We start from the raw sequence: 1,259 nt of genomic DNA, 5'->3' as shown, positions 1-1,259 counted from the left end.
CTTGCCCTGGAGGTCGTCGATCTGGCCGTTGGCCTCGTCGATGCGCGCCTGGGCCTCGTCCATCTTGGCCTGGGCCTGCTGCTGCTCGTCAAGGGCGGTGAAGTAGTTGGCTGAAGCCACGTCGAGCTTCTCTTGCATCGCGTTGAGCTGGTTGAGCGCGTTCTCCGCCTCGGCCTGCTTCTCGGCGGCGGTAGGCTTGGCGAGGGCGATGGTGGGGGAGAGGGTGAGGGCGGCGGTGCCTGCGAGGGCGGCGCCGATGAAGGCTCGTCTGCTCAGTGCGCTGGTATGCTCGCTCATCAGTTGGGTTCCTCCTAGATTGAGCACGGGGTGTGTTTAAGTGCAAACTGCCACCTATTTTACCATGCGCGTCCCGTTAGCGAGCGGGCGTAACCCATGCTCCATAACCCCAGATAAAAGCCGCGTGGTTATGGGGAGGAATGAGACGGGGCCCCGTGGGGCCCCGATGGGGTCGCAGGCGCCGGGCCCGCAGTGCGGCTAGTAGCGCACGTAGACCATGTCGCTCGTGACCGCGGCCACCTTCACCACTTCGCCGGTATAGGGGGCGTGGATCATCTGGCCGCCGCCGATGTAGACGCCGGTGTGCTGGCGGCGGCTGTTGTGCACTACGCAGATGTCGCCGGGCTGCGGGTTGGTCACACGCGGCCAGCCGATGATGGTGCCGGTGGAGCAGAAACGGCTGAAGCTGCCGGTCAGCGCATAGCCCACGAGGCCCGAGCAGTCGAAGGAGTCCGGGCCCACGGCGCCGTAGCGGTAGGGCTTGCCCAGCTGGGAGTAGGCCCGGTCGACCACGACGTTGCCGGTGACCGTCTGGGGGCGCGAGTTGTTGTTGCTTGATCCGCCCGATGAGCCGCTGCCGGTCGAGTTGCCGCCTGACGACGTGTTCGACGAGCCGCCGCCAGTCGATCCGTTGCCCGAGGAGGTGCTCGACGAGCCGCCGCTCGTCGAACTGCCGCCGGAGGTGCCCGCGGCAGGGGCGCCGCCCGTGCCCGTGGGGTCGGCGGCCTGCTGGCGCGCCAGCTCGGCCTCGGCCTCGCGGCGCTGCTGCTCCTCGCGGGCGGCCTCCTCCTGGGCCAGCAGCTGCGCGGCCTCGGCGGAGAGGTTGTCGTAGACGGACTGCGTCTGGGCCACTAGGCGCTCGGATTCGGCTACCACCGCCTCCATCTCCTGCGCCTTCTCGGCCGCGACGCGCTCCTGCTCGGCGTACTCGGCCTTCTGCTGCTCCACCTCGGCCTTGAGGT

The 1,259-nt window shown here is 68.5% G+C and carries 2 protein-coding genes; both read right to left on the bottom strand.

All coding sequences use genetic code 11. The features are described from left to right. The coding region (locus D1643_RS11040; RefSeq protein WP_160710647.1) for a twin-arginine translocation signal domain-containing protein at window positions 1-297 on the bottom strand (297 nt) is incomplete at its 3' end. Window positions 298-495: 198 nt separating this feature from the next. Continuing rightward, window positions 496-1,259 (bottom strand): C40 family peptidase (locus D1643_RS11035; protein ID WP_201751112.1); only part of this gene is annotated, 764 nt, incomplete at its 5' end.

The sequence above is a fragment of the Enterorhabdus sp. P55 genome, assembly GCF_009911695.1.
Taxonomy (GTDB): domain Bacteria; phylum Actinomycetota; class Coriobacteriia; order Coriobacteriales; family Eggerthellaceae; genus Enterorhabdus.
This window is presented reverse-complemented; position numbering and strand designations above follow the sequence as displayed.